General features: G+C 64.9%; 33 protein-coding genes. All 33 read right to left on the minus strand.

Annotated features, from left to right (window positions below; all coding sequences use genetic code 11):
* Window positions 1-2: 2 nt before the first annotated feature.
* The gene (locus tag RAK1035_RS11640) at window positions 3-3,800 is read right to left on the minus strand and encodes a phage tail protein (RefSeq protein ID WP_008280186.1); all 3,798 of its coding nucleotides are present in this window, start codon (window positions 3,798-3,800) and stop codon (window positions 3-5) included.
* A complete protein-coding gene (locus tag RAK1035_RS11645) occupies window positions 3,797-4,198 on the minus strand; it encodes a DUF6950 family protein (protein ID WP_008280187.1) in 402 nt (133 codons plus the stop codon). The genes RAK1035_RS11640 and RAK1035_RS11645 overlap by 4 nt, the downstream gene beginning before the upstream one ends.
* Window positions 4,195-4,851 (minus strand): hypothetical protein, encoded by a 657-nt coding sequence (locus tag RAK1035_RS11650; protein WP_008280188.1) that lies wholly within the window; start codon window positions 4,849-4,851, stop codon window positions 4,195-4,197. The genes RAK1035_RS11645 and RAK1035_RS11650 overlap by 4 nt, the downstream gene beginning before the upstream one ends.
* On the minus strand, window positions 4,848-5,522 hold the full coding sequence (locus RAK1035_RS11655; protein ID WP_008280189.1) for a hypothetical protein: 675 nt from the start codon (window positions 5,520-5,522) through the stop codon (window positions 4,848-4,850). The genes RAK1035_RS11650 and RAK1035_RS11655 overlap by 4 nt, the downstream gene beginning before the upstream one ends.
* On the minus strand, window positions 5,519-8,329 hold the full coding sequence (locus RAK1035_RS11660) for a phage tail length tape measure family protein (RefSeq protein WP_232279169.1): 2,811 nt from the start codon (window positions 8,327-8,329) through the stop codon (window positions 5,519-5,521). The genes RAK1035_RS11655 and RAK1035_RS11660 overlap by 4 nt, the downstream gene beginning before the upstream one ends.
* 1 nt (window position 8,330) lies before the next feature.
* Complete coding sequence (locus RAK1035_RS11665; RefSeq protein WP_008280191.1) at window positions 8,331-8,525, minus strand: DUF1799 domain-containing protein; 195 nt, start codon at window positions 8,523-8,525, stop codon at window positions 8,331-8,333.
* A gap of 158 nt (window positions 8,526-8,683) precedes the next feature.
* Window positions 8,684-9,013 carry a hypothetical protein gene (locus tag RAK1035_RS11670; RefSeq protein WP_008280192.1) on the minus strand — a complete coding sequence of 110 codons (330 nt, stop codon included), beginning with the start codon at window positions 9,011-9,013 and terminating at the stop codon, window positions 8,684-8,686.
* A gap of 49 nt (window positions 9,014-9,062) precedes the next feature.
* Window positions 9,063-9,971 (minus strand): phage tail tube protein, encoded by a 909-nt coding sequence (locus RAK1035_RS11675; protein WP_232279170.1) that lies wholly within the window; start codon window positions 9,969-9,971, stop codon window positions 9,063-9,065.
* Window positions 9,972-9,994: 23 nt separating this feature from the next.
* Complete coding sequence (locus RAK1035_RS20650) at window positions 9,995-10,120, minus strand: hypothetical protein (RefSeq protein WP_008280194.1); 126 nt, start codon at window positions 10,118-10,120, stop codon at window positions 9,995-9,997.
* Window positions 10,117-10,551 (minus strand): phage tail terminator protein, encoded by a 435-nt coding sequence (locus RAK1035_RS11680; RefSeq protein WP_008280195.1) that lies wholly within the window; start codon window positions 10,549-10,551, stop codon window positions 10,117-10,119. The genes RAK1035_RS20650 and RAK1035_RS11680 overlap by 4 nt, the downstream gene beginning before the upstream one ends.
* A complete protein-coding gene (locus tag RAK1035_RS11685) occupies window positions 10,548-11,045 on the minus strand; it encodes a phage virion morphogenesis protein (protein WP_008280196.1) in 498 nt (165 codons plus the stop codon). Before RAK1035_RS11685 ends, RAK1035_RS11680 begins: the two co-directional genes overlap by 4 nt.
* A 1-nt stretch (window position 11,046) precedes the next feature.
* Window positions 11,047-11,472 (minus strand): gp436 family protein, encoded by a 426-nt coding sequence (locus tag RAK1035_RS11690; protein WP_083803306.1) that lies wholly within the window; start codon window positions 11,470-11,472, stop codon window positions 11,047-11,049.
* A 66-nt stretch (window positions 11,473-11,538) separates the two neighbouring features.
* Entirely contained in the window at window positions 11,539-11,895 is a 357-nt protein-coding gene (locus RAK1035_RS11695) for a hypothetical protein (protein WP_008280198.1), read from the minus strand.
* Window positions 11,892-12,851 (minus strand): hypothetical protein, encoded by a 960-nt coding sequence (locus RAK1035_RS11700; protein WP_008280199.1) that lies wholly within the window; start codon window positions 12,849-12,851, stop codon window positions 11,892-11,894. The genes RAK1035_RS11695 and RAK1035_RS11700 overlap by 4 nt, the downstream gene beginning before the upstream one ends.
* A gap of 19 nt (window positions 12,852-12,870) precedes the next feature.
* Entirely contained in the window at window positions 12,871-13,236 is a 366-nt protein-coding gene (locus RAK1035_RS11705) for a capsid cement protein (protein ID WP_008280200.1), read from the minus strand.
* Window positions 13,229-14,314: a hypothetical protein gene (locus RAK1035_RS11710; protein WP_008280201.1), complete on the minus strand. Its 1,086-nt coding sequence runs from the start codon at window positions 14,312-14,314 to the stop codon at window positions 13,229-13,231. Before RAK1035_RS11710 ends, RAK1035_RS11705 begins: the two co-directional genes overlap by 8 nt.
* A gap of 297 nt (window positions 14,315-14,611) precedes the next feature.
* Window positions 14,612-14,830, minus strand: a complete 219-nt coding sequence (locus tag RAK1035_RS11715; RefSeq protein WP_008280202.1) for a hypothetical protein — start codon at window positions 14,828-14,830, stop codon at window positions 14,612-14,614.
* A 3-nt stretch (window positions 14,831-14,833) separates the two neighbouring features.
* Window positions 14,834-16,159: a phage head morphogenesis protein gene (locus tag RAK1035_RS11720; RefSeq protein ID WP_008280203.1), complete on the minus strand. Its 1,326-nt coding sequence runs from the start codon at window positions 16,157-16,159 to the stop codon at window positions 14,834-14,836.
* The gene (locus tag RAK1035_RS11725; protein ID WP_008280204.1) at window positions 16,156-17,706 is read right to left on the minus strand and encodes a DUF935 domain-containing protein; all 1,551 of its coding nucleotides are present in this window, start codon (window positions 17,704-17,706) and stop codon (window positions 16,156-16,158) included. The genes RAK1035_RS11720 and RAK1035_RS11725 overlap by 4 nt, the downstream gene beginning before the upstream one ends.
* Window position 17,707: 1 nt before the next feature.
* Window positions 17,708-19,348, minus strand: coding sequence for a hypothetical protein (locus tag RAK1035_RS11730; RefSeq protein WP_008280205.1), 1,641 nt, complete (start codon window positions 19,346-19,348; stop codon window positions 17,708-17,710).
* Window positions 19,345-19,911 carry a phage protein Gp27 family protein gene (locus RAK1035_RS11735; protein WP_008280206.1) on the minus strand — a complete coding sequence of 189 codons (567 nt, stop codon included), beginning with the start codon at window positions 19,909-19,911 and terminating at the stop codon, window positions 19,345-19,347. The genes RAK1035_RS11730 and RAK1035_RS11735 overlap by 4 nt, the downstream gene beginning before the upstream one ends.
* A 1-nt stretch (window position 19,912) precedes the next feature.
* Window positions 19,913-20,215, minus strand: a complete 303-nt coding sequence (locus RAK1035_RS11740) for a VpaChn25_0724 family phage protein (protein ID WP_008280207.1) — start codon at window positions 20,213-20,215, stop codon at window positions 19,913-19,915.
* The gene (locus tag RAK1035_RS11745) at window positions 20,212-20,556 is read right to left on the minus strand and encodes a DUF2730 family protein (protein ID WP_008280208.1); all 345 of its coding nucleotides are present in this window, start codon (window positions 20,554-20,556) and stop codon (window positions 20,212-20,214) included. The genes RAK1035_RS11740 and RAK1035_RS11745 overlap by 4 nt, the downstream gene beginning before the upstream one ends.
* The gene (locus RAK1035_RS11750) at window positions 20,553-21,125 is read right to left on the minus strand and encodes a holin family protein (RefSeq protein WP_008280209.1); all 573 of its coding nucleotides are present in this window, start codon (window positions 21,123-21,125) and stop codon (window positions 20,553-20,555) included. Before RAK1035_RS11750 ends, RAK1035_RS11745 begins: the two co-directional genes overlap by 4 nt.
* Window positions 21,116-21,727, minus strand: coding sequence for a holin-associated N-acetylmuramidase (locus RAK1035_RS11755; protein WP_008280210.1), 612 nt, complete (start codon window positions 21,725-21,727; stop codon window positions 21,116-21,118). The genes RAK1035_RS11750 and RAK1035_RS11755 overlap by 10 nt, the downstream gene beginning before the upstream one ends.
* A gap of 41 nt (window positions 21,728-21,768) precedes the next feature.
* Window positions 21,769-22,158, minus strand: coding sequence for a hypothetical protein (locus tag RAK1035_RS11760; protein WP_008280211.1), 390 nt, complete (start codon window positions 22,156-22,158; stop codon window positions 21,769-21,771).
* A 9-nt stretch (window positions 22,159-22,167) separates the two neighbouring features.
* Window positions 22,168-22,620 (minus strand): gp16 family protein, encoded by a 453-nt coding sequence (locus tag RAK1035_RS11765; RefSeq protein WP_008280212.1) that lies wholly within the window; start codon window positions 22,618-22,620, stop codon window positions 22,168-22,170.
* Window positions 22,621-22,624: 4 nt separating this feature from the next.
* The gene (locus RAK1035_RS11770; RefSeq protein ID WP_112303083.1) at window positions 22,625-23,275 is read right to left on the minus strand and encodes a DUF3164 family protein; all 651 of its coding nucleotides are present in this window, start codon (window positions 23,273-23,275) and stop codon (window positions 22,625-22,627) included.
* 1 nt (window position 23,276) lies between these two features.
* The gene (locus RAK1035_RS11775; protein WP_008280215.1) at window positions 23,277-23,477 is read right to left on the minus strand and encodes a hypothetical protein; all 201 of its coding nucleotides are present in this window, start codon (window positions 23,475-23,477) and stop codon (window positions 23,277-23,279) included.
* Window positions 23,474-23,827 carry a hypothetical protein gene (locus tag RAK1035_RS11780; protein WP_008280216.1) on the minus strand — a complete coding sequence of 118 codons (354 nt, stop codon included), beginning with the start codon at window positions 23,825-23,827 and terminating at the stop codon, window positions 23,474-23,476. The genes RAK1035_RS11775 and RAK1035_RS11780 overlap by 4 nt, the downstream gene beginning before the upstream one ends.
* Complete coding sequence (locus RAK1035_RS11785) at window positions 23,811-24,185, minus strand: hypothetical protein (RefSeq protein ID WP_008280217.1); 375 nt, start codon at window positions 24,183-24,185, stop codon at window positions 23,811-23,813. Before RAK1035_RS11785 ends, RAK1035_RS11780 begins: the two co-directional genes overlap by 17 nt.
* Entirely contained in the window at window positions 24,182-24,715 is a 534-nt protein-coding gene (locus RAK1035_RS11790; protein WP_008280218.1) for a hypothetical protein, read from the minus strand. Before RAK1035_RS11790 ends, RAK1035_RS11785 begins: the two co-directional genes overlap by 4 nt.
* The gene (locus RAK1035_RS11795; RefSeq protein WP_008280220.1) at window positions 24,712-25,509 is read right to left on the minus strand and encodes an AAA family ATPase; all 798 of its coding nucleotides are present in this window, start codon (window positions 25,507-25,509) and stop codon (window positions 24,712-24,714) included. Before RAK1035_RS11795 ends, RAK1035_RS11790 begins: the two co-directional genes overlap by 4 nt.
* Between the last annotated feature and the right edge of the window lie 10 nt (window positions 25,510-25,519).

Genomic DNA, 25,519 nt, shown 5'->3' on the forward strand with positions numbered 1-25,519 from the left:
GTTCACCTCTTGAGAATGGTGGCGACGGAGTGGATGTTCTGGATCTGGAAGGAGGCACTGGACCCGCGCTGGCACTGAAGGACGACGGTCTGCGTTCCGGTACCTACCGCCATTGCTCGTCGAAACGGCACGATCTCCTGAAAGAGAGAACCGCCCATCGAGTCAAATGGCGTGCCGTTGAGCAGCAACCGCAGCCCCCAGGGCGCGACTGTCGAACCGCCGTTGAGGAGCCAGTTGACGTGACAATCGATCATCAGGATCGAGCCGCTGTCCGGCACGCTGACCGAGAAAGACGTGGCGTTGTTCCAGCTGGGCGCGGTGGCCGGTGTCTTGGTGCCGCCGCCGTAGTTCTCAAAGAAGGTCGAGGGATCGGTGATGGCGCGGCCGTTGATCTTCGGCGTTGTGATCGACCCTGCGACCAGTTTCTCCGCGTTCAGGTCAATGATGTTCGCACTGTTGATATAGGCCGTGTTGACCGTCGCCAGACCCGCCACCACCAGATCGTTGACGTCGATGTGCCGGGCTTGCAATGACCCGTCTACGGTCAGCTTTCCGGCGTTCATTCGCCGTGCATAGAGACCGCCAATAAAACAATCGGTCGTTTCGTTATTGCCCTTGATCAGCCGGAAACGTGCGTACCGGTATCCCGGCGGAACCGTTATGACGCCCTCAAGCTTTGTGATGGAGGTCGTCGTAACAGCCCCGATGTTTCGAAAAGTGTAATCTACATTTGCAGTGCCAGTGAATGTTGGGTTCTTGGATAGTTGAAGATCGGCATAAACAGTGCCGGTGCCGGAGATGATCCGGGCGAAGTAGCTGAAGAAAATGCTTTCACCCGCGAGATCCAGATCGAAAATGAACCGGCTTGTGGACACGGTGAAATTGGTGCCCAGCCCGCCGAGCCTGGCCAGGTTGCTAGAGCCCCAGCTGGTGGAGGAGTTCGACGCCTGCCAGCTAAGCGTGCCCAGTCCCGGTGTGCTCCATGCACTTGGGTCTTCGAAATCGGCGTCGAAGTTGAGGTTGTCGAATGATCCGATAGCCATAGCCCCGGCGCGCACCGATTTCGCCGCCAATTGATCCGCACCAATGGCGCCTGCCGCGATGGAGGCGGCCGTGAATTGCCCCACCACGTCGGTGCTCGCGACCGAGGCGACATAAGCTGTGCCATTCCAGCGATAGATTTTGCCGCCAAAGGCGACCAGCTCGGTTGATTTGACCGCGGGCAGGGAGGCCACAACCGTGATCGGCTCCAGTCCCGCCGCAAAGGAGGTCGCGTCGATCAGCCCTTGCAGGGTCTCTTGCGTGATCACGTCGCCGGTCGCGCGCGCGGTGGCCGTCACACGGGCGGACCAGCCCGATTTATTGCCCGAGGTGTCGACGGCGCGCACCCAATAGTTCAGGGTCTCGCCGCTCGTCAAATCCTGAGAAATGAACTGCGGTGTGGTGGTGATGTAGGTCGGCACCGTGCTGACACCGGGGCCGGTTGTGGAGACCCGCTCGACGATTTCATAGCGGCTGACATCGCTCTCCGTATTGGCCGTCCATTTGAGCCAGATGGCCTCGAACAGCCCCACTGCGGCGAGGCCGCTTGGGACGGCAGGCGGGATCGTATCCACGGCAGCCGTGATGCCGACCGGGGCGGACCAGGCCGACTTGGTGCCAATCGCCGACACCGCGCGCACGCGGATTGAGAACACCGTGCCCGGCACGCCGTCGCGCGACCACGCGGTCCCGCCAGCCGGAAAGATCGTCTCGACGCCGCCCGTGGTGACCCCCACCTCGTAACTGACCGCATTCGCAACAGCACCCCAGACTGCAGACACCCCCGAGAGGGCGTCGGCGACCAGCACCGTTGCTAGAGCCAGCCCTGTTGGAACGGTCACGGTGGTGAGCGCCGGATCAAGATCAGCGCCGCTCAAACGCACGTCGTCGGTTGTGACCCAAATCCACGCGCTCCAAAGCCCCCGGCGATTGTCGTAGAGGGCCTTGGCCCGGACCCGCAGGTCGGTGAGGGCTGGCACGGGCTGAATGGTCGCAAGGCCCCGCTCGACGTCGAGCACGGTGCCACTCCAGACCTCTTCTTGGGTATCGCGCTTTTGGCACTCGATAGCGATGCCCTTGATGGTCTCGGCAATACCTGAGGCGTCCCAAAAAACGTCGACGGCGGCATGGGCGCGGGTGCCTTCGGCATTGGTAACAATGTGCGCGGCGGCGTCAAAGAAGGGCAGGCCCGCGTCGGTGGGCACGGGGCGGGGCAGGATCGAGCTGCGGTCAGGGATCTCATACGCCCCGTCGATTTCGAAATCCTCCGGGTCGCGCTCGCGCAGGGAGGCCACGACCGTCAAACGGTGCAGGTCGAGCACGATCTCGGTGACTTCAAAGAGCTTGTTCGCATAGTCATTCCACGCGCTCGTCACCGAGACGGTATTGAGCGGGCGCAACCCGGAATAATCCGGTGGCAGCGGCCAGGCGTGACGCCGCCAGCGGCGATGATCGTTGAGCATGGCTTGCGCCAATTGCCCGGCCTGCCCCGGGTTATAAACGGCTGGAAGATCGAGCTCGAAGTTCCGTGCGATGCCGTCTTCGGCCTCCCAGCCGGCATTGCGGATCTGATTGAGGGGCACGCCATTCCAGAGCGCGCCGGGCGAGACGTATTTTGCCGTGACGCGGTTGAAGATCTCGAGCAGTTCGGGGAAGGGGTCCTTAGTCGCGGCATCGGTCACCAGAAGATCGTCGTCGGTGATGCTGGCCACGGGGATATCGGGGGCGTCGACCTGAATATAGAAAAAGCCCCCGAACTCGGCGATCTGGCCATTGCAGGCGGCGAGCAGCTCGTCGATTATCTCGCCGGGCGTGTCCTCGGCGAATTTGATCTCATAGCCCGCTTCGTATTTCCGGCGCTCGCCAAGGTCGACGTCGCAGGCATTCATGGCAGGCACCCAGTTCCAGCCGGGCAGGTCTTCGGCCTCGGCCTCGCCGCCCCAGATCGAGCCGTCATAAAGGTCAATGCCGCGCAGGATGTTGTAGATCTGGACCACCGGGTTGCGCGAGGGCTCCCAAGTGGTGGGATCGTTCCATCGATGCGGCCCAGTGCCCCCGGCGGTGCTGTCGCGGCGCAGGTCGTAATAGGGCACGCCGTTTTCTTCGTAGCGTTGCTCTGGCGCGCCATTGGGCCAGACCTTTGAACTCACCTCCATCGTGAGAATGGCGTAAGGAATGCCCCGCCCAATATGGGCCTCGGTCCAGGGCGTCTCGGGGTCCTCGGCATAGTTCGCAACCAGCATCGGATCGGCGGCGGTTTGAGTGCCGTCATAGACTTTGATCCAGGCATAATCTCGGCCGAGGTCGCGCTTGGCGATGAGCGGGAAGCCGTAGTCGGGATGCGCCTCCTCACCCAGCTCGGAATAGACGCTGTCCACCATCACGCGGCTGAAGGCAGCACCGGGCAGGCCGCCCAGCTCGATCACGGTCTGGTAATACTTGTTATTGGGGCCATGGCTGTTGTGGTAGATTAGATGTCCCTTGGTGGCGTAGAGGCCGACAATGGTCGTCTCGCTCTCCAGCTCGCCGCGCGTGGTGGCGGTCACTTGCAACCCGAAGGCCGTGTTGCGCCCGCGCCGGGCGCGGCGCTGTTGCAGGATCGATAGGCCGATACCGGCAAAGAGGCGCAGGGCAAAGAGGGCAACAGCTTTGACTGTAATCCCGGCAAAGACGGCCGCTACGGCGGCAGCCACTGGCCCGGCCGAGGCCGGGGCGGCGGAGGCCAGTAGGAATGCCGTGACCCATGCGAGCAGTCTCATGGCCGGTAAATCCTGATGGCGCGATCAAGCGGCACCGCGCCCAAGCCCCGCATGGGGCGCAGCACATGGATATGCCCACCGCCGACGATGCCCATGGCCTCCTCATCTGCCTCGATCAGGACGGCGACGTCGCCGGTCTGCGCCTGCATCCAGCCCGCGTTCTTGACGAGGATCGAGGCAAGAACCTCGGCGGGGGAGGCAAAGCCGTCGCGCGCCAAGAGCGCTCGACCCTCGTCCAATGAGTTGTAGCGGCCGCGCCATGGCGCCGCCGGATCGGAGCCGGTTAGCTCTACAATCCAGTCGGCTGCGAACATGGCGCAGTCGGACAGGCTCGGGCGGAACGGCTCTGCGCGCCGCGCGTCCAAGAATTGCCGCAGGGTATGTTCGCGTGTCATCATTTGCGGTCGTTCGGGTCGTTTTCGCGTATGAAGGGGGGCGGCTGCTCGGTCACAACCGTTTCTTGACCCCATGGGATCGGGCGGTCGGCGATGCTGGCGGCATGTTCGCGGAAGCGGTCGGAGGGGTCGCGCAGCCGCTGTGCGGCATCGGATTTGAAGAGCGGCTGGCGGAAGGTGAGCGGGCGCGTGGCCGAGGAAATCACCAGCTCTGTGCGCGATTGATCGCCGAGCTTGGCCAGTGTCTCGGGTGCCGTCTCGAGCCGCCCCTTGATCACGCGATGTGGGGTCCCGAGCGGCGCGCCAGTGTAGATATCGAGGGGCTGCGACCAGACGCGCACCCGGGCTTGCGCCGCCTGATAAACCTGCAGCGCCAGCTTTGCGGCATCGGTCATGGGCGGCAGGATCACGCGGTGGCGGCGCACCTCGAGGCCGATGCCTGCGCGGATCGGCGGCACCTCGATCACATTACCCGCGCCGAGGAAAAGATGGGTTTCGCCGTCGACGGCAAAGGTCTGGTGATCGTCCCCGGTCCAGAGGCCCATGGGCACGATCTCACCCGTGACCCGGTCGCGCGGCTCGATCAGAACGAGGATATGGGCATCGGTGCCGTTGCGCTCGTCGAACTGATCCGTCTGGGCAAGGTCGAAGCTCATACGCCGCCCCCCAGTGTCTGTTGCCAGGTGAAGCTGCCGCCTTGGGTGAGGCTCGAGCGACCCGGTCCCGGTTTGAAGGAGAGCAGCTTGGCCCGCAGCTGAGGCCGGTCAAGGATGACAGAGGCCCCCACGACCACGCCGGGCCGCAGAAAGGGCGTGACCTCGAACGGGGCCGTGGCTCCGGTACTATCCGCCGTGACCGTAGCGTTCATGATCCGGTGGACGGCAAAGCGCACGGGGTTTGCCAGATATTGAAACCCGATCTTTTGCCCCCGCCGCAGGGTAAAGTTTGGCGGCAGGCCCTGAAGGCTCAGTTCCCGATTGCCGGGGATCAGGCTCTTGATCGTAACGGGTTGTGCGGCCCAGTTGACGCCCGCCGGATAGGCGGGGTCTTGCGGCGCAAACTGGCGGCGGTCGTAGACCATGAAGGACGCGCCCGGCTCGAGCAAACTTTCGATCAACGTATCCTGCGCGGCAATCGCCTCAGGCTCTGATTTACCCAACACAACCTCGCCTTGCCAGAGCCGCGTGCCACGGCGGTGCACGATCACCTCGCCCCCGGCGGTGACCGAATTAGTGCTCTCGCCGCTGAGGAAAAACGTGGCCTCCTCGATGCCCAGAAGGTCGAAAAAGCCCGAGACCGGAAGGGGCCAATCCTGAACCGCCATCATCCTCTCCCCAATGGATCGCGCCGGATCGCCTCGACCCGGCCCGGCAGTTGTTGCGCCGAGAAATCGTCAACCACCTCGATGGCCACGTCGCGCGCGCGCTCTTCGGCCACAACGCGGAAAAGCTCCGACGGCTCGATGCGCAGTCGCGTGACGCCATTGCCCTGCGCGCCCGAGCTTCCCGCCGCCCCGGCGGTGCCCCCAGCCTGCGCGGGCAGGGGCAGGCCGCCCCCGGCAAAGCCCGGGATGATGGCACCTGCGTTCATGGCCTCGAGCACCGCGCGGTTGCGCGCCGTGGCCTCGGCCGTCATGATGAATTCCCCCGCGCTGACAAAGGCGGGGATCTTGTCACCCCGGCCTGTACCTGCGCCCAGAAGGATGCCGGGGCGGGTGACAAGAGGATCGCCGCCGGTGGCGAAACCGGGCAGGGCGGCGGCGGGCAGGCCGCCATGGGCAAAGGAGAGCAGCGAGCCGCCGGAAAAGAGATCGAAGAGGTCACCAAGTCCACCACCACCGCCGAAAATTCCGCTTAGAAGACCGCTGCCGCCAAAAAGCCCGCCCAAGGGGCCTGACCCGAGGATCAGAGCTTCCTTGGCCGCGCGGATGATCATGTCACCGATCCCCTCCCAGACGTCCCGTAGGCTTTCGGCCTCGAGCAGTACGTCATCCACGGCGCGGCCGAATTCCTCTTTGCGCTCCATGGCGACGCGCTCGGCTTCATGTGCCTCGACCAGCTTCTCGATCTCTTCGCGCTGCTTTGGCGTCGCGGCGGTCAGGCGTTCGCGCAGGCGGATCAATTCACGCTGCACCGGATCGCTCTCGCGCAGGGCCTCGATCTCGCGCCGCTTGCTCTCGATCAGCCGGTCGAGCGCCTGTTGTTCGCGCAGGGTCTCGTTGGTCGATCCGGCCCGTGCGCCGCCGGTGGAGCGCACGGGCCGGGCGAGTTCATTGAGACGCGCGGTTTCCCGTGCCAGTTCGATCACGGCGTCCCGGCGCGCGTTGAGGGCGTCGACCGTTGCCAGATCCCCGCTGGCCTCGCCTCTTATGACGGCGGTTTCCCGGTCGAATCGCGCGCCTGCCAAGGCCCCGGCGCGGCCCACTGGATCATCGCGGAACTCTGCCCGGATGCGGGCGTTCTCCAGCCCAACTTCGCCTTGGGCCTGCAGGTCAGCTACCGCGTCGACCGCGCCGCGCACTTCGGCCGCAAGGCGCGAGGCCTCGTCGGCGGCCGCGCGGATGCCGCCGGAAATGTCGCTCGTGGCGATCTCGAATGCGGCTTGTGCCGCCTCGCGCAGGGCGTTTTTGTTCTCATCGCTTGCGTCTTTTGCCTCGATCTCTTCGAGCTTGGCGTCGAGCGCAAATTGCGCGCGCAGACGTGTCGCCGTTGCACTGTCCGCTCCGAATTGGGCAATGGCTTGGGCGAGGGCGTTCTGCTCCTGCATCGTCGCTAACTCAGCGCGCGCGGCATCGTCCGCCTTGGAGCGTGCAAGGGCCGCTTCGGTGAGGAGCCTCAACCGCCTGACCAAGGTTTCGTCTTCTCGGCTTTGCGCCGGGTCTTGCTTTTGAAGCTCGGCGACCTCGGCTAACCGGGCGCGCATCTGATCCAGCGTCAGAAGCCGGGCTTCCTCCGTCTCGGAAAGACCGCCCGAGGCCTGTGCTGCGCGCGTGTAGCTTTCAATCAGCGCATCAACGGCGGCAGCTTGTTCTTCGACCGTGCCTTGGGCCGCTTCTTCAAGGGTTGCAAAATCGTCGAGCACGTCCTGGACAAGCGCGCGGCCCCCGGCACGTATCCGCCCGAAGAGGCCGCTCAGGTCAAATTCGGAAGCGAGGGTAGAGAGCGCCTGCCCTTCGGCCACTTCAAGCCCGCCGTCGATCGACTGCGGAAGGAGCGTGCGGTTGCGATTGATGCGCCCAAAATCCACGCCGGTCTCACTCAGGAACCCGCCGATATTCTCTCCCGTCTCGCGGGCGGCCGCGCGCTTTTCGGCTTCAACGATCCGGTCGAGAATATCTTGCGCGCGCTCGACGAAGCCTTCGCCAAAGCGCTCGGCCAATTCGAGCCGGGTGGCCGAGGCCTCGGCGATCTTGTCGCGCAGGCTGTCGATGCGGGTCTCGAGTGCCTCGATCGTATCGGCAAAGCTCTCGCCCTCGCCAGTGGCAGAGGAGAACCAGTTGACCAAGGCCGCCGTTGCCGCCAGCGCGCCGATGGTGATCAGATTGATCGGGCTCAGCATCGACAGGACAGCGCCGCCAAGCGCCCGGAATGCGCCTGCCGCCCCGAGGGGGCCAATCACTTGCGTGATCTGGGTGCCTTGCTGGATGGCGAGCTGAAACGGGTTCTGCCCGGCGGCCAACATGACAAGCACGTCATTGCCCTGCGAGACGAGATTGCCCATCGACCCAGCGGCGAGCCGGTTGGCTCCCGCCAATTGCCGGGTCGCCCCCGTATAGCGCGCAAAATCGGCATTCAGGCTATCTAGAGCGGCGTCATACTGCCGCGACGTGAGCGCGCCGACCCTTTGAGCTGCATTGAGTTGTTCGAGCGCCGTTTCATAGCGTTTGCTCGCCGCGAACAAAGGGTCAAACTGCGTGCGCAGCCGATCCTGTTCTTGGACAAACACATTCATACTCTCTTGCGCGGACTTCGTCGTGCGCGCCAGAATGTTGAAGCCTTGGCCGATGCCGCTGGCCTCATTGCCCAAGGCGCGTATATCCCGGGCAGTCCCTTTGGCGGCAGTGCCGGTGGCCTGCAGCTCCGCCTTCGCCTGATCGGCGTCCATCAGGATTTCGCCGTGGACACGCAATGTCATCTCAGCTCTCCCGCATCGCGGCCACGGCCGCGCCTTCGATCACCTGCACCTCGGCCCAAAGCTCGGGCGTGATCCGAACGCCGCTCATGCGCAGCCCCGCCCGCGCCGCCGTGTAATCGAGGCCCACCACGCGGAACCCTGCGAGCCCGGCCGAGACGGTGCGCCATTGGTTGCAGACTGCGAGGAAGGCGCGCACGGCAGGGACATTATGCGGCCAAACACCAGAGCCGGGGCCGGACGGATCACGACTGAGCTGGCCCGGGTCGATCCCCCAGAAGGCCGCCTCGTCGTCATGGTCGCGCCCCTCGTCATCGTCGATCAGGTCGCCGCGCGCCCATGCCCGCCCGGCCCATTTCAGTTTTTTACCCGCTTCCCCATGAGGGCCGCGTAATAGGCGTTGATCATCGCCACGCGGACGTAAGCGAGACCAATCAACCGGTCGCGCAGGGCGTGGCTAAAAGGCAGCTTCTTGCCCTGTTCGTCCTCGACGTCGTCAAAGTCTTGAACCACGGCCCCCAGAAACTCCCGCTCGCCGCGCGCTGTGCGCATGTCGAAGCCTTCGACCTCCGCGTCGGGCAGCACGCGGAACGTGACCTGCATATCCTGCACCTCGTGGCCGCCGTCGGAGGGCACCTTGATCTCGACGCGGTGGGTGAAGGTGGGGGTTTGGTCGATCTTGAACATGGGCGTGATCTCTCTTTCAAAGGGGTGTTGAAGGGGGCGTTGAACCGGCTCAGGTGAGGGTCATCACCCATTGGTCGGCAGCGGTGGAGGTGGTGGGCAGCGGCACAAGCCGCAGCGGCCATTCCTTGCGACCCTGTCCGTCCTCGAGACCTTCAGGGCGCTGCATCTGCGCATTGGGGGCCGCGATGTTGACGATGTTTCCGACGGTCTTGCCGTGCTCGATCTCGACCGGCACCTTGGCTTGGGTCGCGGCCATGACGAAGGGGTCGAACGTGGCCAGCGCCACGGCGCGCACCCGCGCCTCGATGGTGTTCTCGTGCCCGTCGAGGATCACTTCCTCCTCGCCGATCAGAAACTGCGGCTCGATGCGGTTGGCGAGCGTCAGCTTGAAATTGCGCATCACCAGCGCGGTGCCGCCAATTGTGAAGACCGGCGTGTTGGTAGTGGAGGCGGCCAACGGATCGGGAATGCCGGAAAAGTCCGGGGTCGGCTGGACCACGTCGGCCGGGGCCACGTAGAGGGCCGTGAACTCGAACTCGATATAGGGAATACCCGAGGCCGAGACGTCAAAGGCGGCGGTGCCGCGCACGCCGACCATGGCATAGAGCGTGCCGCCGATATTTAGGTGGAGCGTGACGCTCTCGAGGCTCGAATAGACGCGGTTGTAGACCACGGAGGTGGCCGCCGTCACGGTTTCGGCGCAGCCGCAGGCGCGTAAGAGGCATCCCCAACGGGGCGCGGTCCCGGCGGTGCCGGAGCCTGCCAGTTCGACCTTGAAGGAAATAGTGCGGTGCAGGTCGACCGGGATCGTGCCAGTGGGGCCGCCATGCGGCGTGTCGAGATTGCGGTCGAGGTCCTGACCCTGCATGGGCGACAGGCGCACATCGTTGGCGAGGATTGCGTCGCCGCCGGTGGGGGCAGCATCGGTGCCATAGGTGGTCTCGAGCTTTGCGAGCAAGACCTTGCGTCTCCAGAGCAGGCTCATTTGTCAGCGTCCTTTTTCTCGGGTTTCGGGGCGGGTGTGGGCTTGAGCGCGGCCTCGGCGCGTTTCAGCGCGCCCTTGTCGTCGCGGGTGTAAGACCCGCCGGAGGTGGGGAGATTGGTCATGAGAAGATCCTCAGTTGATCGTCGATGGAAAAATCGAGCTGATAGGCGAGCACACCGGCCCCGCTGGACACGAGATGCCCGCGCTCGAACCGGAAGACGCCGACCTCGTCGCCCGGTGCCCAGCCCGCCAAGGCGCGCACCACGCGCATCAGGAACTGGTCGATCTTGTCGAGGGAGGCGGCCCCGGTGCGATCAAAGCTCTGCGCGAAGATCACCACGCTCGTGCGGTGGGTCAGCATCTGGCTGAAGACGCCCGAGGCGGCGTCGGGGCGGCTGCCCTGAATGCCGGAGGGAAAGACATAGGCCGCGACCGATTGTGCGGGCAGCTTCTTGGAGCGGATCAGATCGACAAAGGCGCGACCGCCGTCGATCCGGCCTGCAAGCTCGGGCACCTGCGCCTCGATCCGGGTCATGATATCGTTGATGGTCATGCGAAGACCTCGCGCAGAAAGGTCTCGACTGTGTCGACGATGTTCGTCTCGTCCTTGTCGTCAAAGCCAAGGAATGGCCGGGCCGGGATCTCGACCTGGTCAACCATGATGAATTGGCCATTGGGCAGGGTGAAGGCCAGCTTTGCGGCGGCGTCTGTGCCGGTCGGCTCGATGAACGCGCCGAATTGATGCGTGGCGGCATAGGGCACGTTGGTGCCGATGCGCGCGGAAAAGCTATCGGCCTCTGTGACGATGCTGTCGCGCAGGCGTGTGCTGTCGACCAGCGTCTTGCCGCCGGATTCGCGCGCGCGGTGCGAAATGGGCCAAACGATGCCACCGGGACCTTCACTCTTCTCGAACCGCTCGGAGACGGAGGTTTCCAGAACGGTGCCGATGCGGCGCATCAAAGGGGTGAGGTCAGACAACTGGCGCAGGCCATTGGCGACGGCGCTGTCAAAGTCGAGACTGTCGAGGCTGACGGTGAGGGTGACCATCTCAGAACCCCTTGAGGCTGTCGCGGCTGAAGGTGGCCTGCGGCGCGCTGATCTGCGGGAGCTGGGGATTGCCGGGGCCGGTATCGGCGGGCGTCTCATCGCCCAGCGAGGCCTCGCCCCGGCGCACTTCGCGCAAGAAGTTGAGGGCCGCGTCATAGCCTTCCTTGGCCCCGTCATAGGCGGCGGCCCGCGCGCCCAGAAGGCGATGCCAGGCAATCGAGGCGGCGTGCATCGTGAGCGCGCGCGGCGGGGTGTCGGCGTTATAGAGCCCCGCGACATAGCTTTCAGTGACAGACACCGCATCGTCGATGGCCACTTGCAGAACGCCCATATCCACGACGCCGGGCGCTGCGTCCCGCGCCGTGACCTCGGCGAGGAAGCCTTCGCCATAGCGGTCGATCATATCCTGTAAAGTGAGATAGGGCATGTCTGCCTCCGGCTTGGGTGTAGGGGTGCCGGTCTCTCCCGGCTGTCACGCCTCAGGCGGGTATTCTCAGGAACCCGCGCCAGCGGCGGCCTGCATCTCGGCCCAGACCGCGTCGCGCACACCAGCGGTAATCTGGTCCCCGAGGCCCGGGGCTGCGTCCTGCAGCGCCTTGACGCGTGGCTTGCCGCTCTTGTCGAAGGCGTCGTCCGGCAGGGCGTTGATGGCATTGGTCAAGGCCGCGCGCAGCGCATCGTCGAGGACAGGCGGCGGCGCGGTGTCAGCCCCGCCGTCGGTCTCTTCGATTGCGCCCAAGGCCAGAAGGCGCGCGATCTGCGCCGCGCTTCCGATCTCTTGCGCGGGGTGGGTCGATCCTTCCTCGAGACGCGAGGCCCCGATCACGGTGCGTTTGATGAGATAGCTCATGCTGCGTCCTCGATCAGATAGCCGGTGGCCGGAGCTGCGATGACTTCGCTCAGCTGCTCGCCCACACGCAGGGTGGTTGCCCCTTTGAGGCCGACCTTGGGGTCGAAGAAACGCCCCGAGACGCGGCCGTCGAATTGCGCGGTCCAGCCCCATGCGGGGGCGGTGCCATCGGGACCGGCCTGTGTGTTGCGGTGAAGGAGGGCGATATTACCGCCCCAGACCTTTTCGAAGGCCGCCGTCTGCCCTTTGCGGGCGGCGTTGATATAGCTGTCGCCCACGAGGATTTCCGACAGCTCGAAGAGCTCGGCCACCGCCTCGCGGCTGGCACGGCCCTTGTCGCCCGAGGTCCGGTTGATGGCCTTCAGGATATCGGGATGGGTCGAGAGCGCCGTCCAGGCCTTGCGCCCCATGGCGGCCACGTTGGGGCGCATGATGAACGTGGCATCAAGGGCGGCAGAGATCACACCGATGGGGTCAGAGGTGGGATCGCTGAACTGGCCCGCCCCAGAAAGCACCACCTTCTTGTCGGCGTCATAATTGGCCGCATCCTGCACCATGGCGGCCACGCGCTTTTCGCGGTCGAGCTGGATCAGATGGGTGAGGCCCTCGACGGCGCGCGCCTCGGGATCGAAGGCGGAGTTGCCTGCGGCGCGCAAGCTGCGGGCGGCCTCGATGTCACGCTGCGGCACCACGTCGTCGAGACCGTAGTCCTTGACCGAGGAGGTCTTTTCTTCGCCGGTGAACTCGACCTGTTGGACCAGACCTTTGCGACCCACTTCCGTATTGGGCACGGTGAACATCTGCTCGGGCGGATAATACGTCCATTTGAAATCCATGCCCATGACCGGCACGCGCGGCATGACCTGATCGGCGATGAAGGAGATATCGGGGTTGCGGTAGTTGACGGCGATGGCGGTCAAAACCGGATCGACGACAAAGGGGGTGGGGGTGCTCATGGATCAGCGCTCCTAAAGATCAGGTGACAGAGTGACGGGCAATCGCCACGTCGATGATGTCGCCAGCCACGCCCGCCTGCAGCGCGTAGCCGATGGCGATGTTTCCAGCCCCGGCAGCGGCGGCCACGCCAAGGCCCGAGGCGTCCGACGCGATGGGCACACCGGCGGCAACCGTGCCTGCAAGCTCGAGCTCGGCCGAGCCGGACATGATCACGTCCTGAAGGTCGCCCGGCTTTGCGTCGAGCTGGTCCGAGATGCCAATCGCGAGATTGGTCGCGGAGGCGGCCACAAGGATACCGCCTGCGGCACCGAACTTGACGATCCGGCGACCGGGCACCGCCGCCTCGGCGGTGTAGGATTTGATGAACATTCCGGGGTTAGCCATTGTCGCTCTCCATGGTTTCCTCGATCTGGCGCGCGGCCTCGGCAAAGCTCAGCGTGCGGCCCTCGGCCTCCGCGTCCTTGATCAGACGCTTGGCGGCGGCGGTGATGTCGTCTGACCCTTTGACCAGCGGCGGGGTGGCCCCGCCCGCCCGCTCGCTGAAATCGATCAGCGGCTTGGTCTGTTTGGAGAGCAGGTCGCGGAACCACGCGCGCGGGCTGGCGCTTTTGCCTTCGGCAAAGGCCACCTCGTCTTGCGCGTCTAGGCTTTCCATGAACGCGGCCATCTCGTCCTTGAGACCCGGCGCGATGCGCCCGTCCTTGACCAGGGCTTCGACCAGGGCGGCATCCTCGTCGCGGCGCGTCTTGCTCAGGGCCTCGGCGAAGGCGGTTTCCTTAGCCTCAAGCGCGGCCGCGCGCGCATCGAGCGCGGCTTGGCGGTCTTCGGGGGTTTGCGTGTCCTTACCGGACATATCGGTTTCTCCTTTTTGGGGTTCGGCGAATGGGGTTTGGTCGGTCTCGGGTGCGCCTGCGGCGCCGCGGAGTGCCTCTTGGCCTGCGGGGGTGCGTGCCCAGGACAGGACTGCGGCAATCGCGCCCTTCAGGGTGTCCGCGAAACTGGCGGCGGGCGCGTCCTCTTCCGAGAAGGCGATCTCGAGGGTCACAGTCTCGGCGTCCTCGGCGAACTCGGCCGCCTTGAGGCCCTTCACGGCGGGGGGCTGTGCGCCCAGAAACCCCACGTGCTTCAGGTAATAGGTGCCGGGGGTCGGGTTTGCCGCTGACTGGGGAGGATAGAACGAGGCGCTGATCCGCTTGAAGCGGCCCGCGCGCACCATCTCAGCGAAGGCCGGCTCCACCTGGTCAGGCTCGGCAAAAAGCTCGGCCCCTTCGGCGCGCAAGCGTTTGACCCAGCCGTAAGCCGGGGCATCGGTGCGAGGATGGCCCACGACGATGGGGGCCTCATGGAGGGCGGGATCATAGGCGGTGGCAATGCCCTCGACCTCGGCTTCGGAAAACTCGAAGCTCTGCCCGGATTGGGCGGTGTGGCGGCCAGCGCGGAAGATGTGCAGCGGTTTTGTCATGACCCGACATTAAGCCGGGGCGACGGGCCAGATCAGATGAAGGGCTTCAGGGGAAGGGGCGCGCGCTGCGCATGCCACCTTGGGTCAGACTAGCGCCCTCTGAGGGCAGGCGGCAAGCCCGGAATGCAAACGGCCCCAGAACGGCCCGCTGAGTGCGCCTCTGGCTCTGGCGGGGGTTGGGTCGCGAAATCCCCGAGGGGGGTATTAAATGGGTATTTAATGAGGCGCTGAGAGGCCATTGCGTCTGGCGGGGTCGGTTGCAGGTGTGCCCGCGCGGTCAAACAGCCCCAGATTGCCTCAGGAGCCCGGTTCGTCGATGAAGGACCGGAGGAGTGCGCGGCGCTCTTCGGGGGTGCGTCGAGGGGAGGGGCCGAACATGATCTTGAGCTGTTTTTTGCGCGCAGCCACAATCTCGGCCTTGTCCGGATCGTCGTCGGGCAGAGCCTCGGCGTCGCGCAGCGCGTCTTCGTAGTCCTCGCGCGAGAAGCCTTTGGGTTCGGTCAAGAGATAAACCAAGTCTTACTCCTCCAACATCTCGGTGATTGCGCGGACAACTTCTGCAACCGTGCCACGCACTCTTTGGCGAACTTCGAGGGCGCGCGCACCGGAGCTGTCCGAATATAGGATCAGCCCTTGCGCGCGCAACACCTCGAGAACAATCAGGCGGATTGCATGGTCGCGGTCGGCGCGGTCCAGATCCGGGGCGATCTCGTCGAGCATTTCCCCCGCGACTTCCTGAAACCCCACGGCGTTGGCCCGCGCGGACGACAGACGCACGGCCATGTAGAGCGACCCGTCATGGCCCACCGCCAGAATGGAGGTGACGCGCCGCTCGAACATCGTGGCGAGGTCTTGCGGGCTGAGAGGCGCAGAACTGGGATGATTGTGCACAAGGCCAATCTCTTGCCCGTCGCGCAGGCGTTGCGTGACCTCCGGCCCGAGGCGCACCCGGTCAGCACCCCCCACGCTCCAGTCGATTTCCTCGCCGGTCCGCAGATTGAACGCGCCAAGATGCTCGCGCCCGTCGCCAAGGCCCATGAGCCGGGCGCGCATGGCAAAGCCCAGTTCGGTCGCCGCCGCCGGGGCGGAAAGCCCGGTCGATATCCCTGCATGACGCGCGCCGAGGTCAAGCCATGCATGGCCTGCGTTGCTATCCCATGCCGGATCGACCCCAAGCGCTGTGGGTTCAATCTCGCCGGTGCGACGGTTCAAGACCCCGCGCTCCTCCAGCTCGAAATCCTCCGTCACCTTCAGGCCGCCCCGGTCGATCATGCCTTGGGAGAGTTGCTGGACCGTGCATCCGCACCGCCAGCCGTTGGGTGGAAAGATGCGAAGCCATGCCGGGTGATCGACGGGCAGGATCAGGTCGTGATAGCGCGCGTGGTCCTCGCGCTTGGTGTCGCGCTGGATCTGGACGTAGCGCAGGAAGGGGAAGGCATTCTTGGTGCGCTGAATGCGTGCCCATTTGCCCGCAGCGTGGGCTGCGCGCATATTGGCGTCGAAGATCACCCGCAGGCGGCGGGGCGAGCCAAGCTGGACGTTCTTCAACTCGCCGGTCAGAGGATCGCGCTCCGTGGCGCTGCCCCACCAGCCAAGACGTTTCAACTCTGGCTCGAGGTCATCCATGAAGCTGCCCAGCGTGCCGCCATTGGCCAGTGCACGGTCGAGCGCCCCACGGATCGTCTCGAGCACGTCAGTTCGCATCGCCTTGGCGACCACGAAATTGCTGGCGTGCTCATTGCGCCAGACGTCGCGGAAATCGAACCGCGCATCGGGCGGGGCGAGGCCTTTGGAGCGAAAGAAGTACAGCGCATCCTCGGGGCGCAGGCGCTGCAGGTCGATCATGGGGCCACGGAGCCGGGCAGGGTGTTCGACCCGTCCGCCGCCTCGCTGTCATCCACCACGGCCCCGAGCTCGCCCGCCAGACGCGCGGCAAAACTGGCCTCGGTCAGCAGATCAGTCATCGCTTGTCCGTCGCTCGGTGCGGCTGCCAAGGCGTCGAGGCGGGTGCGCAGCGCCTCAAGCGTGGTGCCCGGTGCGATGCTGCCCAGAAGGGCTGCGATATCTGCAAATAGCGGCTCGACGGCCGTCTCGGCATGACCCTCTGCGATGATCTCGGCCGCAAGCCTGTCGAGCGCGCTCTCATGGCGATGCTCGGCGAAACCGGCCTCGGGCGGGTTCTCACCTGGTGGGGTAGGGTCGGGGGGTGCTGTGCGCTCATAGCCGTCGCCGTAGGTCTCCTTGACGCGATCCTCGGTCATCTTCCAGCCTATGCGATGCAGCTTTTCATCGCGGTCGACGGCGGCGGTTGTATCCTCCGGGTCTTCCATTTTGCGCCAGACCCGTGGCGGCGCAACACCGGGAAAGTTGAATTCACACAATCGTGCGACAGGCCCCTCGTTGAAGGATTGGCAGACAAGATCGGCGTCGGATTTCTTGACGGCGTCGCCCACGTCGTCATGCACCTCGGCCTGCGAGCGGCTGGACCCATTGTCGGTGGTCATGGTCTGGGACAACACGATCTTCGAGATAGCGGCATCCATGGTGTCATGGAGCTTTTGATAATCCAGCGAGCTTGCTCCGGACGGGGCTGCGAGCAGGTCGATCTCCATCCCGTCGGGAATGATGATCCCGGCCTCCGAACGGATCGCCATCACGGCCTCGAGCAGCGTCTTTTGCTCCTCCTTCGTGGCCTGCGCGGGGTATTTGCCGCGCGCGGTCGGCATGCCGAATTTGTCGAGAGCAATAAGCCAGAGCTTCAGCCCGTTGCGCTTGAACCAGACCGGCCAATAAAGCCAATGCGCGAGACCCAAGCCGTAAGGCTCGTCGTCGTGATCAGCCCCCGTTGAGAAAACCCAGAACTTCTCGGGGGGCATTTCCTCGCCTGTCAGCATGTTGGAGAGGGTCAAAAGGCGCAGGCCGCAATTCTCGTCAAAGCGAAACCGGACCCGGTCGCGGACGCGGATTTCCTCCCAGCCCCAGAGCCGCCCGTCGCGCCGGTACATCTGTTCGGCGACGGAATAGCCATAGAAAAGGCCCCAGAGCATTTTCTCGGTCAGGCGGTCGAACTTCAGGGCCGCAAGTTCCTCCCGCAGCCAGTCGGCCGCGCGTTTGCCTGCTGCCGTATCCTCGCCCGGTACCACCTCCCATTCCCGGCTGGTCACGGCCGAGATACGCTGCGTCATCACCGATTTTACCTGCGGATCTGTCAGGATCGGCTTGTAGATGTCGAAACTGCCGCCGCCCCGGGTGCGCAGGATCGGGTCCGTCGGCTCAAGCAGCGGGCCGATCCATGGCCGGGTGATGTCGCGCCCGCCCTGAATGCCCGCGAGCTCCATCGGGTTGCGCATCCGCACCGACCGCAGCCGCATGGTGCTGGTCTTTCTCGCCATCTCAGAACCCTCCGAAATCCAAGCCGCCCCGGCCCCGGGCAAAACCTATGCGTTGCCCGCCCAAGGGGCTGGTGAAGTCTTGGGCCGTCAAAGCGGTGCGCGGCCCGGTCGATTGAAACTCCATCGGCACCACGTCCTGATTGCTCGCATACCAGGCGAGCGCGCCTGCGATGGCGCTGTCGCCGTGCCGGTCGAGCCCGTCCGATCCTTTGAAGCGGAAATTCTCGGGCACGCGGATGATGCCGTTTGTGTATTGCAGCGCTTGGTGGTCGCGCAGCACGTCCTCATGCGCGGGCAGAACGATGGTGCGATCCGAGAAAGCCTCGATATAGGGGGGCATCTCGAGCTCGTACCATTGGCGCGTGAAGGAGACTTCGACGATCCGCTCGCCGTAGCGTTGGGCCGCGACCTCGGCGAGATAGGCCCCGTTGCCGGTGCGGTCCATCGCGCCCTTGTAGAAATTGGGCAGCCGGTCGAGCAGCCAGAAGAGCACGTCACGCTGCTGATCGAAGGGGATGTTGCGCAGCTCGACAATGAGCTTGGTGCGGCGCGTGAGATCGACGCTCTGCTCGAGAATGATGATGTCGGTGGCATCCCCTGAGCGCGCAAAGTCCTCGCCCATGAAATGCGGGCGCGTTGGATCGAGGGTTTTAAGCACCGGTTCAAGGTGGGTTTTACACCAGGCTTCAGCGGTGGCCTTGCGGACGGGTTCGTCGGCGTTCTTGAAACTGTCGGGCTGGGTCCAACGGTGGAACGGGATGCCCTTGGCCATGCAGGCCTCGATCTGCACGCGGGTGAGGGCTGCGCCTTCCATTTCGGCGGGTTCGGCGTCAAGCTCCTGGCGCATCGCGGCCTCGCGCGCGCCGTAAGCGCGGCGCACAGTGGCCTCCCACGCGGTCTCGGCCGCAGCACTCCAGTCCTTGCCCTGCATCATGCAGACGCGTTTATAGAGCCCGTTGGCGACCGCGTCGCCGAAGGTGTAGCGATGCACCGCGAAACCGTTCTTGCCTGCGCGCGCCTCGCGGATCAGCTCGTTGAAGGCGTTGAGATAGCCGTTATGGGTCGAGATGATCCGGACCTTGCCGCCCCAGATCAGCATGGCGTTCACGGCGTCGATCACCTCGCGCACATCCTTGTGGAACGCGGCCTCGTCGATCACCACGGTGCCCTGAAGGCCCCGGATATTGGCGGGGTTGGAGCTTAGCGCCTCGACGCGGAAACCGGAGGCAAAGCGCACCCGGTAGGCCGAGATGAACTTGGTGGTGCCGTCGGGCTGTTGATCCTCAAAGAGAAACTCCTCGATTGGATGCGCCGCCCCTGCAATCACCCGCGCGAAATGCGCGACATAGCCAATGGCCTCGCGGCCCTTGTCCTTGGTATCGCCGATATAAAAGCAATTCTGCCCGCCCGCACCGCGCGCGGCGGCCGCAATAAGCGCGCAGCCCAGCATCTCGGCAAAGGTAATGCCGGTGCGACGGCCCTTCTCGCAAACCTTGAGGTCGCTCTCGTCAGCCAGCCAGGAGCGTTGATGTTCCATCAGAATGCCGTCGGCCAGCGGGTCGAGGCTCTCGGGGATCTCCGAGCCGCGCGGCAATTCTTCGGGCAGGACGTCCGGGTCGCGGGTGAGGACGGGGGCGGTCACGCGCGCACTCCCAGAAACTCCCGGCGCAGCTTGCCGATGACGTCGCTCGATAACCCCAGTTCATCGCGGGCGCTGTCCAGCGCCTCGACGGCATTGGCGCGTTCTTCGGCGGCGATGCGGGCGCGTTCGGCTTTGATGATGCCGTCGCGCAAGCTGCTTGAGCGGATCAGGTTGTTGAGCGCCGTGGTGAGATCCTTCATGCCGCGCGGGTCCGGCATCTTCGTTGCATCCGACATCATCATCTGAAGACGCCACTGGATCGTGGTGAGCTGCTGGAAAAGGGCAGAGGTCACGTCCGCCTCATCTTTGAGGCTGGCCTCTTGCAGGAAGGTGCGGATTTCGTCCTGGGCGCGTTCCTGCATCAGCGCGTATTCCCGGAACTCCTGCCCGTAGGAATGGATCGCCGATTTGCCGATCCGCAGCTCCAGCCCTTCCTCTTCGCACCGGAAATTCAACGCCTCCGCAATGCGCTCGTATTGCGAAAAGCCGCAATTGCGCAGCTCTTCCTGCAGCCACTGCCGCAGTTCCTTGGGCAGCAAGTCAACCTTGCGGGGTGGGGGCATGTCAGAGCCTCCGCGCGCTTGGACGCTGGATCTCCGGATGCACGGCCTCGCCGCGCGCGACCTCAATGCCGCGCCGGGTGGCCTCGGCAATGACGAAGTCGCCATGGTCGGCGACGGTGACCATGCCCACTTCCTGCAGCCATGCCAGTTCGGTGGTCACCTGGTCAAAGGTGGAGCCGACGCCCACGCCATTGAGGACGTCGCGCAGGATCGAGGCATTGGCGGTGTAGCCCGAGACCTGTTCGAGATGCCGCAGGATCGCAAGGCGGCGGTGTTTGCGCAAGGTTGCCTGATAATCGCTCACGTCTTGCCTCCGTTTAGCAGGTGTTGTTCGTGCCGTGACACAATGGCTTCGAGCCGCGCGGTGATCATCGCGTTGCCTTCCATGACGGCGGCCATCTTCTCCATCGACCCGGTTTGTCTGACCAATTCGAGCTGGAGCGCGTGCATGTCATCCTTGCCGGGCATGTTCTGCACCGCCTGCTCGAGCCGGGATATCCGGGCCTCGTGCCGGTCCATCCTCTCGTGTCCTTCCACGAGGGTCTGGTCGAGGTCTTTGCGGCGTGTGGCGATGAATGTGTAAAGCGCCACCAGCATCGGGAAGATGACGCCCAGCCCTTTCCAGAAGAGGTCCCAATCCATCATGCTGCGCGCTTCCAGTCGTCGAGCGCGGGGTTGTCTGTCACGTCCACGGCGGCCAAGGCGACCTCGGCATCTGGACCTGTATCGGCAGCACCCGGGCTGTCATGGCGGAGTGCCCGCAACTCAGTAATGCTGCGCGCCACTTGCGGGGCCTGTGCGATGATCCGTGCTGCCTCCTTTTGCATCGCGGTTCCCCGGAACTTGTGCAGCTCGCGCGCGCCAAAGTAGAAGGCGACAATGGCCCCCATCAGCGCCCAGAGCGGTTCGGGCACGAGGGCGAGGCCTGTCATCCGCTCGGCAAACCAGATCGGGTCGGACATGGCCGACCAGAAAAGGAAAAGGCAGCCGAAGGCCATGGCCGGGCGCGGCAGGCGGTTGAGGCCGTCGACGAACTGCCCCCAAAGACCGGGCGCGCCGGTGAACTCCGCCGCCATTTGGGCAAGGGCCGCTTGCTGAAACGCGGCCTCGCGCATATCCGCCTTTTCGGCATTGGGCCGAAAGACCTCGGCCGTCTCGGCAATGACATTGCGGCCTCCGCCAAAGAGCGCCCCCAGAAACTTGATCAGCCCCATGATGCCACCCTCTCTTTGAAATCTGCGTCCGTCATGCGGTAGCGCGCTGACATGAATTCCTCGGCGCGCCTGATCCAGCCGCCTTTGCCGCCTGCGCGGGAGCGCGCGAACTTGCGGCTTGCGGGCCGCGCATCGGCGAGGCGGAGGTAGTAATTGCGCCGGGCGATGGCATAGGCGTCGGCGATATGGGCCGGGGCCGCGTCATGGGCAGCCTGCACCGCGCGTAAGGTGGCCGGGCCGACCACACCGTCGACCGTCGCGGGAAACCCCATGTCTGTGACGAGGCGCTGCAGGATTTTAACGGCATTGGAGCCTGCGTTGACCTGCATGTCGAACACGCTCGCCTGCAGCGCCTCGGGCAGTTCCGCGATGCGCGGCCGCACAAAGTAATGCTCCATGAAGATGTCGACGGCGCGGGCGCGGGTCATGAGGCGCACGTCGGCCACGTCCACATCGCCGTCGCGGTCAAGATCGAGGCCCAAGCTGCGCATGGTGTGGATCGTGACGCCAAAGTTGGTGGCCCCGCCGGGATCGGCCGGGTCATTCACAAAGCCGCCTTCGCGGGCGACAATCTCTTCGGCAATGGTTCGGACTGTTTGCATGGGTGCCCCCTTTCCCATCAGGATAAAGGGGGTCGCACGGCTTATTCAGATGAAGCCCTTCGCATGACCTTGAGGAGGGGTGGTTCTTCTTCCTCTGCCAGCGCCGCCTTGACCTGCAAAACGCGGCGGGCGGTCACGCCGAAACGGTTGGCCAGTTCATTGACCGGCGTATCCGGGGCCTCGCGCAGCGCGTGTCTGAGGCCATCTCGGGTCTGCGCCCGGATTGAGGGCACGTCCACGTAGTCACCAGCGTATCGGTCGGAAATCCATCTGGCAATATCCTGCCCCCCGAGCGCTGTCAGTTGGCTTTTGGTCCTTAGCGTGCCGGGCACATAGAGGCGCATGCCGCCAGCGCGGAGCAAGAAACGCTCGACTAGGGCGTCGCCCAGATCGGCGCGCATCTCGTCGACCCAGAGAGGATCATTCTCCATCGGGCTTCTTCACCGGCGGTGATCCTCCCAGTCGAAGTCGATGCTCTGCCGATGGCCCCACGTTTTGAGGGCCTGAATGACGGCGTCGATCTGCTCCCACGCGCGCAGCATGTCGACATCGGCCGGGACCGATCCCCAGACGCTGCCGAACCGCGCCCGGATGAACTTGTTAAGCCCGGCGCGGGAGGGGTCGCGGAGTGCGCCCGTTTGCCCGAGCTTGCGCCAAAGCACATGGATCATGCGCAGGTCGGCACGTGGCGCGGGCTTGTGGCGTGGGTTGCGGGGTTTGTCCTCGAACCCCGCCTGCTTCAGCCGGTTGACGACGAGCTTCAACTCGCCGTCGTTCATGTCGCGCAAGGAGGTCTTGCCGGTGACGCTGACCTGCAAATCCCGGCGCGCGTCCTCGTCGAGGCCCAACTGGCGGCAGGCCGCGAAGATCAGCTGTTGCAGGGCGCGGTTCATCGGCTCAGACCTTCGCCAGATCGATGGTGATCGGCTCCCATGGCGCGTCATGCGCCGCCCGGTGCCAGCACCGCACATAGGTCTTGGAGCCGACCGTGCGCATTGCATCCCGGATCGCGTCCTGCCCGCGTTTCCAGCGCGGATCGGTGCTGTCGCGGCGCAGGAGCATGAAAATCAGCGCGCGGTTGATCTGCCCCTGTTTGTCGGTGTTGAAGGCGTCGGCCACGAGGCCGCGCAGCTCGGCGCGCGCCTCGGCTGACCACTCGTTCAGGCATTCGTCAAAGAGCTGCTTTGCCGTCTGCAGCTCGGGGCCGAAGTCAATTCGGTCCGACACGCGCACCTCGACCTTATAGAGCTGATCGACGCTCATCAGCGTCTTGTTGCCCTTCTTGCCGCCGATTTTGGCATCATATTCCTGTGCAAGGATCGCCTCGAATGCACCGATGTCGTCGAAGGTATGTGCCTTGAAACGCTTGACTTGATCGGACAGCGGCAGACCGTAGCTGACAATCTTGCGAACGGTTTCATCCTCGAGCATGTGCTGCGGCTTGATGGTCTCGAGCGGCTGCCAGCCGCCCCGGCCGTCGCCCATATAGATGTTGCCGTCGATCTCGCGGCGTCCGTCCGGGATGGAAAGGGGGGTGAATTCAGACATTTTACTCTCCTGTTGAAGGGGGTGTTGAAAGCAGGCGCGGACCCACGCCATGGAGGGCACAGACGGCGGCCATGGCGGTGATTTCGTCCATCGAGCAAAGCGTGCTGCCGCGTGGGCCAAGGAGGTCCACTTTGGCCACGCCTGAGGCCGCGAGGCGCAGCATTTCGTCGGGGCTCCAGCGGGTGATTTCGGGGGCGTTCATGGGTTGGTCTCCTTGTCGTCGAGAATGGCGTCGATCAGATTGTCGCGGATCACGACGTCGAGGATGCGGACGGCGAGCGCCTTGGTTTCCATCCCGCGTGCGATGGCATGCGGCGAGAGCGCGGCACGGGTCTCGGCGTTGAGCCGGGTCAGCTGTGCGCCCTGAGGCCCGCAGGGTTTGCCTAGTCGAACCGGTGGAAAAGCGGCCCCGTGACGGCGCAGGTAGTGCAGCACGGAGTGGACGCGCTGCGTCGTGACCCCGAGGCGGCGCGCGATCTCTGAGGCGGGCACCGTCTGCGCCGCAAGCTCCGTCACAGGCGCATCGAGGCTGTCGTCATGCCGCGTCATCATCGGCCCCCTTGTGGATGGGGCAGCGATTGCAGGCGCGGTACATCGAGACGCTGAGCGAGTTCACGTTCTCGAACTGCGCGGCCTTCCCGCGCCAGCGGCGGCAGACCTGTTTGCCGATCTCGCCCAAGGCGGGGCAGGCGACTACCTCGCGCATGAAATGCCCGCGCACGAGGTCCTCGACGATGCTGGTGTCGGCGGGGTAGCGGTTGCGCAGGATGTTCGACACGAGCGTCGCGCTGCGTTCCATCTTGACCGCGACCTTGTTCTGGCTGGTCTCGTCGCAGGCCCGCGCCAAGGCGGCCACCCAATCCGGTATGGCGTCGCCCCAGAATTCCCGGGCGGTATCGCGCGCACTCATGCCGCACCGCCTTTCGCCGGGCTGAAACCGCCCGTGTTGGGATCGAGGATGCCCGCCAGACGCACCGGCTTGGGCGCGCGCGGACCTGTGTCTTCGACAAGGCGATAGAGCGCTTCGCGGCGGCCGGGGATGGCCATTTCGACCACGCGCAGATGCTCAGAGGCCAAGAGCTGGCGGCAATAGGCGCGCGCCTTTTCGACGGTGACGGTGACGCCGCCTGCGTTGGCATGGGCTGCGATGTCGACCGGGCTGAAACTATGGCGCAGCGTGCGCATGGCGCGCCACATATTGCCCTCGGGTGTTGCCTCGCCAGAGACCGGCTGCGGGCCGGGCAGGGGGCGGTCGGACGGCGCGTACCAGCGTTTGCCATTGCGGGTGACGCGGCTCACGCGGATCTTGCCCGCGTCCCGCCAGTGGCGCAGGTAGCGCACGGCGGTCTCACGGCTGCAGCCGAGCCGGGACACGGCCTCCCAGTCAAACTCCTCAAGCTCGCGGACCTGCGTCCAAAGGCGATCAAAGAGGTCACTCATGCCCGGCCCGCTTTCTTCTCAGCCGGTAGCGGCACGATCTTTTCCGGGGCGCGTGGGGCGACGGGGCGGAAATCGTCGACCCGGCGCACCGCAGGAGGTTGGCCGGTCTCGAAGGCCCGGTTGCCCCAAAGCTCGAGGTCGGCCAGACGCCGCCCCCGGCCCATGGCCAGTTCCTTGGCACGTGCCAGGTTGATCGCCACCCGACGGATCGAGCCGCCCGAGGCGTCAACGATGGCTCCGAGCAGATCAGCGCCGACGTCGATGCCCGCTGCGTAGATCGGCGCGAGCTTTTCTGCGTCCGGCAGGTTGCAGGCAAGGGCGGGTTCCCATGCAAGCTGGCGATTGTGGATGTTCTCCCAGCGGGTCAGATCCTGCGGCAGCTTTTCCTCGCCGACCAGAATGACCGGGGCCTGACAGCTCTCGTAAATGTCGCGGGCCAGCTCGATCATCCGCTTGCGCAGGAGGTATTGCGCGTCGTCGATGATGAGCGGGCGGTCGTTGCGTGCAAGCTGTGCGCCGATGGCATCAACCATGGCGGCCACGCCGCGTTGCGGTGGCAGGCCGATCTCGCGCAGGATTGCTTGCGCCAGATAGGTCGGCGTCCAGCAGTCTTTAACCTGGACAACATGGGCCTGATATTCATTGGCCGCGACCGTCACGGCGGTCGTCTTGCCCCAGCCGGAGGGGCCATAGAACGTGGCCATGCCGGGCAGGCCAAAGGCGCGGGATTGGACGCGCTCAACGAGGCCGATTAGGGCTGCGACGTTTCGCAGGGGCGCAATGGAAGGGGTCATGCTGCTCTCC

The organism is Roseovarius sp. AK1035 (genome assembly GCF_003288315.1).
In the GTDB taxonomy this organism is placed as follows: Bacteria; Pseudomonadota; Alphaproteobacteria; order Rhodobacterales; family Rhodobacteraceae; genus Roseovarius; species Roseovarius mucosus_A.

Coding starts and splice junctions, on each gene's coding strand:
- RAK1035_RS11685 (WP_008280196.1), bottom strand. CDS start 11,045: ATGGTCACCCTCACCGTCAGCCTCGACAGTCTCGACTTTGACAGCGCC.
- RAK1035_RS11695 (WP_008280198.1), bottom strand. CDS start 11,895: ATGAGCTATCTCATCAAACGCACCGTGATCGGGGCCTCGCGTCTCGAG.
- RAK1035_RS11750 (WP_008280209.1), bottom strand. CDS start 21,125: ATGGGGCTGATCAAGTTTCTGGGGGCGCTCTTTGGCGGAGGCCGCAAT.
- RAK1035_RS11765 (WP_008280212.1), bottom strand. CDS start 22,620: ATGAACCGCGCCCTGCAACAGCTGATCTTCGCGGCCTGCCGCCAGTTG.
- RAK1035_RS11680 (WP_008280195.1), bottom strand. CDS start 10,551: ATGACCATCAACGATATCATGACCCGGATCGAGGCGCAGGTGCCCGAG.
- RAK1035_RS11775 (WP_008280215.1), bottom strand. CDS start 23,477: ATGAACGCCCCCGAAATCACCCGCTGGAGCCCCGACGAAATGCTGCGC.
- RAK1035_RS11710 (WP_008280201.1), bottom strand. CDS start 14,314: ATGACAAAACCGCTGCACATCTTCCGCGCTGGCCGCCACACCGCCCAA.
- RAK1035_RS11755 (WP_008280210.1), bottom strand. CDS start 21,727: ATGCAAACAGTCCGAACCATTGCCGAAGAGATTGTCGCCCGCGAAGGC.
- RAK1035_RS11690 (WP_083803306.1), bottom strand. CDS start 11,472: ATGCCCTATCTCACTTTACAGGATATGATCGACCGCTATGGCGAAGGC.
- RAK1035_RS11720 (WP_008280203.1), bottom strand. CDS start 16,159: ATGATCGACCTGCAGCGCCTGCGCCCCGAGGATGCGCTGTACTTCTTT.
- RAK1035_RS11650 (WP_008280188.1), bottom strand. CDS start 4,851: ATGAGCTTCGACCTTGCCCAGACGGATCAGTTCGACGAGCGCAACGGC.
- RAK1035_RS11705 (WP_008280200.1), bottom strand. CDS start 13,236: ATGGCTAACCCCGGAATGTTCATCAAATCCTACACCGCCGAGGCGGCG.
- RAK1035_RS11785 (WP_008280217.1), bottom strand. CDS start 24,185: ATGAGTGCGCGCGATACCGCCCGGGAATTCTGGGGCGACGCCATACCG.
- RAK1035_RS11790 (WP_008280218.1), bottom strand. CDS start 24,715: ATGAGTGACCTCTTTGATCGCCTTTGGACGCAGGTCCGCGAGCTTGAG.
- RAK1035_RS11795 (WP_008280220.1), bottom strand. CDS start 25,509: ATGACCCCTTCCATTGCGCCCCTGCGAAACGTCGCAGCCCTAATCGGC.
- RAK1035_RS11780 (WP_008280216.1), bottom strand. CDS start 23,827: ATGATGACGCGGCATGACGACAGCCTCGATGCGCCTGTGACGGAGCTT.
- RAK1035_RS20650 (WP_008280194.1), bottom strand. CDS start 10,120: ATGACCAATCTCCCCACCTCCGGCGGGTCTTACACCCGCGACGACAAG.
- RAK1035_RS11735 (WP_008280206.1), bottom strand. CDS start 19,911: ATGCCCCCACCCCGCAAGGTTGACTTGCTGCCCAAGGAACTGCGGCAG.
- RAK1035_RS11700 (WP_008280199.1), bottom strand. CDS start 12,851: ATGAGCACCCCCACCCCCTTTGTCGTCGATCCGGTTTTGACCGCCATC.
- RAK1035_RS11770 (WP_112303083.1), bottom strand. CDS start 23,275: ATGTCTGAATTCACCCCCCTTTCCATCCCGGACGGACGCCGCGAGATC.
- RAK1035_RS11670 (WP_008280192.1), bottom strand. CDS start 9,013: ATGTTCAAGATCGACCAAACCCCCACCTTCACCCACCGCGTCGAGATC.
- RAK1035_RS11640 (WP_008280186.1), bottom strand. CDS start 3,800: ATGAGACTGCTCGCATGGGTCACGGCATTCCTACTGGCCTCCGCCGCC.
- RAK1035_RS11725 (WP_008280204.1), bottom strand. CDS start 17,706: ATGGCGAGAAAGACCAGCACCATGCGGCTGCGGTCGGTGCGGATGCGC.
- RAK1035_RS11760 (WP_008280211.1), bottom strand. CDS start 22,158: ATGGAGAATGATCCTCTCTGGGTCGACGAGATGCGCGCCGATCTGGGC.
- RAK1035_RS11660 (WP_232279169.1), bottom strand. CDS start 8,329: ATGACATTGCGTGTCCACGGCGAAATCCTGATGGACGCCGATCAGGCG.
- RAK1035_RS11745 (WP_008280208.1), bottom strand. CDS start 20,556: ATGATGGATTGGGACCTCTTCTGGAAAGGGCTGGGCGTCATCTTCCCG.
- RAK1035_RS11655 (WP_008280189.1), bottom strand. CDS start 5,522: ATGATGGCGGTTCAGGATTGGCCCCTTCCGGTCTCGGGCTTTTTCGAC.
- RAK1035_RS11645 (WP_008280187.1), bottom strand. CDS start 4,198: ATGATGACACGCGAACATACCCTGCGGCAATTCTTGGACGCGCGGCGC.